At 61.7% G+C, this 7,546-nt stretch carries 6 protein-coding genes and 1 pseudogene; 1 reads left to right on the forward strand and 6 read right to left on the reverse strand.

Annotated features, from left to right (window positions below):
• Positions 1-9: 9 nt before the first annotated feature.
• The 6 genes and pseudogenes from DK391_RS43430 to DK391_RS43455 all read right to left on the reverse strand — a co-directional run bounded on the left by DK391_RS43430 (position 10) and on the right by DK391_RS43455 (position 6,311).
• Complete coding sequence (locus DK391_RS43430) at positions 10-1,392, reverse strand: aldehyde dehydrogenase family protein (protein ID WP_109484174.1); 1,383 nt, start codon at positions 1,390-1,392, stop codon at positions 10-12.
• Positions 1,393-1,412: 20 nt separating this feature from the next.
• Positions 1,413-2,210, reverse strand: coding sequence for an ABC transporter permease (locus tag DK391_RS43435; RefSeq protein WP_109484175.1), 798 nt, complete (start codon positions 2,208-2,210; stop codon positions 1,413-1,415).
• Positions 2,207-3,118, reverse strand: a complete 912-nt coding sequence (locus DK391_RS43440; RefSeq protein ID WP_109484176.1) for an ABC transporter permease — start codon at positions 3,116-3,118, stop codon at positions 2,207-2,209. The genes DK391_RS43435 and DK391_RS43440 overlap by 4 nt, the downstream gene beginning before the upstream one ends.
• Positions 3,115-4,446, reverse strand: coding sequence for an FAD-binding oxidoreductase (locus DK391_RS43445; RefSeq protein ID WP_109484177.1), 1,332 nt, complete (start codon positions 4,444-4,446; stop codon positions 3,115-3,117). Before DK391_RS43445 ends, DK391_RS43440 begins: the two co-directional genes overlap by 4 nt.
• Positions 4,447-4,451: 5 nt before the next feature.
• Positions 4,452-5,159, reverse strand: a pseudogene (locus tag DK391_RS43450) (HAD-IA family hydrolase); the annotation flags it as partial.
• Between the two features lie 69 nt (positions 5,160-5,228).
• A complete protein-coding gene (locus DK391_RS43455; RefSeq protein WP_109484178.1) occupies positions 5,229-6,311 on the reverse strand; it encodes an ABC transporter ATP-binding protein in 1,083 nt (360 codons plus the stop codon).
• A gap of 100 nt (positions 6,312-6,411) precedes the next feature.
• On the opposite strand from DK391_RS43455, the gene DK391_RS43460 reads away from it, so the two are divergent.
• Entirely contained in the window at positions 6,412-7,383 is a 972-nt protein-coding gene (locus DK391_RS43460; RefSeq protein WP_109484179.1) for a LysR family transcriptional regulator, read from the forward strand.
• The last annotated feature ends 163 nt before the right edge of the window (positions 7,384-7,546 follow it).

Below are 7,546 nucleotides of genomic sequence, written 5' to 3' on the forward strand. Positions count from 1 at the left end.
GAGATCTCTCTAAGAGACACCCCCATACTCACGCCCATTCCCGGACTGCTTATAACCACCAAACGGCGACCCCGCATCCCACGCCGGATAATTCAGGTACACACTCCCCGCGCGCATCCTGAACCCCACTCTGCGCGCCCGCCCGATATCCGCCGATTGCACATAAGCGGCGAGCCCAAACGGCGTATCGTTGGCAATCGCAATCGCGTCTTCTTCATCGCGATACGGCATGATCGCCAGCACCGGGCCGAAGATCTCTTCACGCGCAATCGTCATCGACGGATCGACGTTCGCGAACACCGTCGGCTTCACGTAATAGCCGCGATCCAGTCCATCGGGCCGCCCCTCGCCGCCCGTCACCAGCTGCGCGCCTTCTTCGATTCCGATACCGATCAGCCGCTGCACGCGCTCGAACTGCACGTCGCTGACCACTGGCCCCATCGTCGTGTCTGGCGCATCGGCAGCCCCGACGCGATGTGCACTCGCCGCGCGCCGCGCAATCTCCACCGCTTCGTCATGCCGCGACGCAGGCACCAGCATGCGCGTCGGTGCGTTGCACGATTGCCCGCTATTGCCAAAGCATGAATTCACGCCCGCCGTCACCGCCGTTTCGAAATCGGCATCGTCGAGCAGAATGTTGGCGGACTTGCCACCCAGTTCCTGATGCACGCGCTTGACCGTCGGCGCCGCGAGCTTCGCGATCTCCACGCCAGCGCGTGTCGAACCCGTGAACGACACCATGTCGACGTCGGCATGACTGCACAGCGCAGCACCTACCGTCGGCCCATCACCGTTGACGAGATTGAACACGCCAGCCGGCACGCCGGCCGCATCGATGATCTCGGCGAATAGCACAGCATTGAGCGGCGACACTTCGCTCGGCTTCAACACCATCGTGCAGCCGGCCGCAATGGCCGGCGCGACCTTGCAGACGATCTGATTGATTGGCCAGTTCCACGGCGTGATCAACGCGACCACGCCGACAGGCTCCTGATTGATCAACGTCGTGCCTTTCTTGCGCTGCCATGCAAAGCTCTCGCAGGTGCGCAGCACTTCTTCCAGATGCCGCTTGCCGAGGCCCGCTTGCCACGCATGCGCGAGCTTCGCGGGCGCGCCGATCTCGCGCATGATCGTGTCGGCCATCTCGTCGTAGCGTTCCATGTACGCATCGAGAATGCGCCGTATCAGCGCGAGACGTTCCTCGGGCCGCGTCTGCGAGAACGACGCAAACGCGCGCTTCGCCGCTGCCACCGCGCGCTCGACATCCTGTGCATTGCCGAGCGCCACTTCGGCAAACGGCTCTTCCGTACAAGGATCGATAACAGGCAGACGTGCCGCGCTGGACGGCTCGACCCACGCGCCGTCGATATAGAACATCAGTGAATTGGACATCCCGCTTCCGTAGAAAGAAATCAGGCCCGCGCAACCGCCGACGAGCGGCGGCTCACGACAACGATCATCACGAGGCACAACGTCAGTGCCGTCAACATCGTGCTGATGGCGGCGATAGTCGGATCGATCTCATCGCGCAACGTGACGAACATGCGCCGTGTCAGCGTCTGGTTTGCGCCACCTGAGATGAACAGCGCCACCACCGTTTCATCGAGTGCCTGAATGAACACGAACACCGCACCCGAAATGACGCTCGCCTTGATCTGCGGCAACGTCACCGTCATGAAGCTGCGAAAGCGGTTCATGCCGAGGCTGCGCGCGACCATTTCCTGCGTGCGGTCGAAGGTGCGCAAATCCGCGCCGACCGAAATCAGCACATACGGCAAGCCAAGCATCGTATCGGCGATGATCAGACCAGTGAGTGTATTCACGTAACCCGCTTGCGTGAACACAAAGAACACGCCGACCGCGACGATGATGATCGGCACCATCAACGGCAGCATCAGCAGCGTGCGCAGATAGCGCATCGACCAGTGCGAGCCATGCTGGATGCCATACGCTGCCGCAATACCAAGCGGCGTTGCGATCAGCGCCGCGCACACGGAAGCCGTCAGCGTCACGCGCGCCGCGTCGATCCACGCGGGATTGTCGAAGAACGAGTGATACCAGCGCAGCGAATACGCGGGCGGCGGGAACGTCATGAAACGCGTATCGGAGAACGACAGTGGCACGACGAGCACCACGGGCAGCATCAGGAACACGAGGATCAGCACAACGCCCGCACCCAGCGTCAGCCTTCCGAATGAGAGCTTGTTCATTTTGCGCCCAGAGCCTTTTCGAGGGGAATCAGGCGGCTCGCCGCATAGAAGATCGCGAACACGCAAACCAGCAGCACGACGCTCACCGCACTCGCCGCGCCCCAACTGTTGTAGATCTCGACGTTGCGGCTCACCACCATCGACACCATGATCGACTTGCCGCCACCCATCAGTTCAGGCGTGATGTAGAAGCCGAGGCACAGCACGAATACCAGCGTCACGCCCGCCACCACACCGCTCATCGACAGCGGCAGGAACACGCGCCAGAACACATGCAGCGGCGAACCGCCGAGGCTCGCGCCCGCCTGCGACAGATTGGCGGGAATCTTCTGCATCGCGGAGTACAGCGGCAGCACCATGAACGGCAGCAGGATATGCACCATCGCGACGATCGTGCCGAACTGGTTATACGAAAGCTGCAACGGCCTGTCGATCAGACCCATGCCCAGCAACGCCTTGTTCACGAGACCTGTGCGCTGCAAGAGCACGAGCCATGCATAAGTCCGCACGAGCACACTGGTCCAGAACGGCAGGATCACCATGCCGAGTATCAGCGCGCTCCATTTCGGCGGCACCGATGCAGCGAAATACGCAACGGGATAGCCGAGCAGCAAGGTCACACCCGTCACGATGATGCTCAGCTTGAAGGTCATCAGGAACGTGTCGAGATACGTGCCCGTGAAAACGCGCCGATAGTTGACGAGCGTGAATGCGCCGTCGTGATAGATCGACTGCCACGAAAGCCACGCGAGCGGCACCACCAGCAGTATCACCACGACGAGCAGCGCGGGCGCCATCAGCAACAGCATCGCGCGGTCTTCGCGCTGCTGGTGACGTACCGACGGATCGATCGTAGCGGCCTGCATCACAGTCTGTTCCTGATAAGCGTGTTTGACTGTCGTCATCATGCACCCACGGCGTCGAGAAACTGATACCACGCTGCAACGAGCCTCACACCCGGCGCGCGCAGCGAATGAAACGGCACGGGCCGCAAACCTTCTTGCGCCAGCAGCGCAAGCTCGGGCTTGTCGCCAAGTGCCAGTGCAGCGGCATGCTGGCCGATCAGGCTCGCCATTGCGACACCTGCACCGTTATACCCGAGACAAAACGTCGTGACATCATCGCTGCGTCCGACATGCGGCAATGCATTGAACGTCATGCCGACATAACCGGACCAGCCATATTCGACACGCACATCCGCGAGGTCGGGAAACAGCGCGACCATCGCGCGCTGCAACGCATCGAGGCCGGTTGCCTGCCCTTCCTTGCCGAACGCATCGCGGCCACCAAACAGCATGCGTCCGTCCACCTTGCGAAACCACTTCATCATGCGACGCGTTTCGGTGTAGCTGCGCCGGTTGACCATCAGCTTTGCATCGAGTTCCGGCGACAATCTTTCCGTGGCTATCATCGCGCTGCGGAATGGCACGAGTTCTCGCTGATACGACGATGTGGCTTCCGTCAGATTCGAATACGCATTGGTCGCGACGATCACCTGTTTTGCGCGCACGCTGCCGCCCGGCACACGCAGCACGGCGCCGCCCGGCACGCGTTTCATGTCGAGAACGGGCGTCGCTTCGTAGATCGGCACGCCGCGCGCCGTCAGGCCGCGTGCGATGCCCCATACATATTCGAGCGGCAGGATCGTACCTGCATCGGCGCTCAGCACGCCGCCCACGAAACCGTCCGAACCCGTCTCCAGCGCAATCTCGCCGCGCGTCAGAACACTCATCGATGCATCGCCGAGTTGCGTGCGGACCCAATCCGCTTCGGCGCGAATCGACGCGAATGCGCGTTCGGTGTGTGCGCAACGCAGGCTGCCCGTGTGTTCGAAATGCGCGCGTTCCAGCTTGAACTCATCGACGAACTGTTCGACCACGCGCACGCCGTCATGCGCGAGCCGGTGCATGCGCTTTGCCGTGTCGAGGTCATACGTGCTGGCGATCGACGGAAACGACGGCCTGAACTTCGACGACACCACGCCGCCATTGCGCCCGCTCGCGCCCCAGCCAACGGGGTTCGCGTCGAACACCGCGCAATCGACGCCGCGTTTTTGCAGCGCATACGCGGCAGCAAGGCCCGAATAGCCCGCACCGATGATCGCCACATCGACGTTCAGATCGCGTGCGAGCGGCGCGCCCATGCTGACCGGCTCCTGCACGATGGGCGGGCGCGCCGCCATCGCGCGCCCCAGCGAGGCGGGTTGCGGCCTCGGCGGTGTCGTCGGCGCGAGCATGAGCAGGCGGCGCGTGCTTCGGCTTCGACGGCGTCCGCGAGCGCGGCGAGCGTCGCAAACTTGAAGGTCGGCTCGGTGACGGCCTCGGGAACAGGCGTCGCGCCAAAACCCTTCAGGCCCTGACGGCGTTCGATCCAGCACGTCGCATAACCGAGCTTCGTCGCGATACCGATGTCGTGATACTGGCTTTGCGCCGTGTGCAGGATCTCGCCGAACTTGTAGCCGAAGGCTGCCTGGCGCCCGCGGTTATAGGCGAAGAACTGCGGATCCGGTTTGGCGACGCCCGTTTCATCACAGCAAACGGTGTCGTCGAACGGATCGCCGAGCGTGTGTGCGTAGGCCGACAAGGCGACGCGGTCTGCGTTCGTCATCGCGACCAGGCGATAGTGCTTGCGCAGGCGCTTCAACGCTGCAACCGAATCTTCGAACGCGGGCCACTCGAGCACGTCGCGCTGGAATGCTGCTGCCGATTGCGCATCGTCGGGCAGGCCGAGTGCCTTGGCGACGTGCAGATACACGTTGGCCATCTCGTGGCTCGAGCGGCCCGGATACGTGGCACGGCCTTCCATGTACGGCTCGAAGATTTCTTCGTCGGTCAGGTCTTTGGCTTTCGCGCCGCCCAGCCGGCGAATGGACGTGAGCACGCCCTTCTCGAAGTTGATCAGCGTGCCGACGACATCGAACGTCAGAACCTTGAAATCGGTGAGCTTCATTGCATCATCCTTTGGCAGTGTGCGTGAATCGCGTAAGAAGGCATGCCCGTGCACAGGCGGTGAGTGAAATCAGGCGGGTACGACGATCGTGTCCTGAGGGTCGAGCGCGACCGTCATGTGCGCGCCCGGCGATGGAATGCGCCGGCGCGCTTCATGGCTGCCCGGCTGTCTGAGACTGATGGCCGTGCCGTCGGCGAGTGCGGCGAACACACGCAGGCTCTCGCCCTGATACAGCACTTCGGTGACGCGGCATGACAGACGGTTGGTCTGTGCGCCGTTTGGCGCATCAGTGCCGTCGATCACGAGTTTTTCTGTCTGCACCGCGAGCAGCAGATTCTCTCCACGCGGCAACGGATGCGCAGTGCGCAACACGGCATCGCCGAGACGCACGGCATCGTCGCCCGCGCGGCTGACGTTGAGCAGCGTCGCTTCGCCGATAAAGCTCGCGACGAACGCATCGCACGGACGGTCATACAGGCGTTCGGGGGTATCGATCTGCGCGAGCCTGCCGTCTTTCAGCACGGCGACGCGGTCGCTCATCGTCAGTGCTTCGCGCTGATCGTGCGTGACGTTGACGATGGTTGCGCCGAGCTTGCGATGCAGGCGACGCAACTCGATCTGCATGGTTTCGCGCAGTTGTTTATCGAGTGCCGAGAGCGGCTCGTCCATCAGGATCAGTTGCGGCTCGAACACCATCGCGCGAGCGAGTGCCACACGCTGACGCTGACCGCCCGACAGCTGGCTGATGTTGCGCGACTCATAGCCTGACAGTTCGACCATCGCGAGCGCACCGGCGACCTTCTTCGCCCAGCCCGATTTCGGCTGGCGGCGCGCGCGCAGCGGAAACGCGACGTTCTCGCCGACGGTCATGTGCGGGAACAGCGCATAGTTCTGGAACACGATGCCGATGTCGCGCTTATGCGGCGGCGCAAATGTAATGTCGCGCTCGCCGACCCAGACGGCACCCGACGTGGGCTGCACGAAGCCGCCGAGAATGCCGAGCAAGGTCGTCTTGCCCGAGCCGGACGGTCCGAGCAGCGACACGAATTCACCCGGCGCGATATCGAGCGATACGTCATCGAGCGCGACCACGGGGCCATAGCGCTTCGTTGCCGACCTGATCGATACTCCCGTTTTCGCTCTTGCGTCCATGACGTGTCTCTCATTCGAAAGGGGTGCGTTGAGAAAAATATACGGCTCGATCTTTTTGACAGCAATTCCCAAATTGTTGGATCAGGCATAACATCAGGTCATGCCAAATCTTCGCAAGAAACTGCCGAGTGCGAATGCGCTGTTCGTGTTCGAAGCGGCCGCCCGCTGCGGCAACTTCACGCGTGCCGCGCAGGAGCTATATGTGAGCCAGCCCGCCGTGAGCCGCATGCTCGCGCGCATGGAGGATCACATTGGCGTGCGCCTGTTCGAGCGGGTGCGCGGCGGTATCGAACTGACGGAAAGCGGCCGGATTCTGTACCGCGCCATTTCCGAAGGCTTCAACGGCATCGAAAATGCAATCAGGGAAATCGAGGCCCGCGCGACGGGCGTGGAGTCGGTGACCTTATCGGTTTCGACGGGATTCACGACGCATTGGCTGATGCCGCGCATGAGCCGGCTGAATCAGGCTTTCCCTAATATCGACTTGCGGTTTCAGCTGATCTCGGGGCGGATTGGCGGTCCGCTCAACGATGTCGATCTCGGCATGCGGTTTTTGCACGATGGCGAGATCGACGAGCACGCTGTCATGGTGATGCCTGAGACGCTGTTGCCCGTCTGTAATGAGCGCTATATGGATAGCGCGACTTCGGACGCTGGGCGCGCGCATGGGGATACGGTGATCGTCATGGATGACGAAGAACGCGGCTGGCATGAGCGATTCGGCGCGTTCGCGGGACATGGGCGGCATGTGGCCGGCATGCTGAGTTTTGGTGACTATGCGATTGTTGTGCAGGCTGCCTTGCTGGGGCAAGGGATTGCGCTTGGGTGGCTCAATGTTGTGTCGCATTGGCTTGCGCAAGGGGCGCTGTTGCCTGCTGAGCAGGAAGTGATTGTCACTAATCGGCGGTGCTGTCTTGTGATTCCGGCTAATAAGCCTTTGCGGCCAGTTGTGGATGAGGTTCGTGACTGGATTATCGAAGAGAGCCGCAATGATATGCGGATTATCGAGAAGATGTATCCCAGGCTGGGGTTGAGGGATGCTATGACGCTGGGTGGATTGAGGTTTGGGTAGTGGTGTTTTTTTGTTTTTTTGTCTCCGACGGTGGGTTGCTTTTTTTTTTGCTGGCATCCGCTTTTTGTTAGTGGTCTGCTAGGGTTGCCCCTGTGCGGGGCGGCACTTACTTTCTTTGCCGCCGCAAAGAAAGTAAGCAAAGAAAGCGGGCTAACACCGCCAA

The organism is Paraburkholderia sp. C35 (assembly GCF_003121405.1).
Classification (GTDB): Bacteria; Pseudomonadota; Gammaproteobacteria; order Burkholderiales; family Burkholderiaceae; genus Paraburkholderia.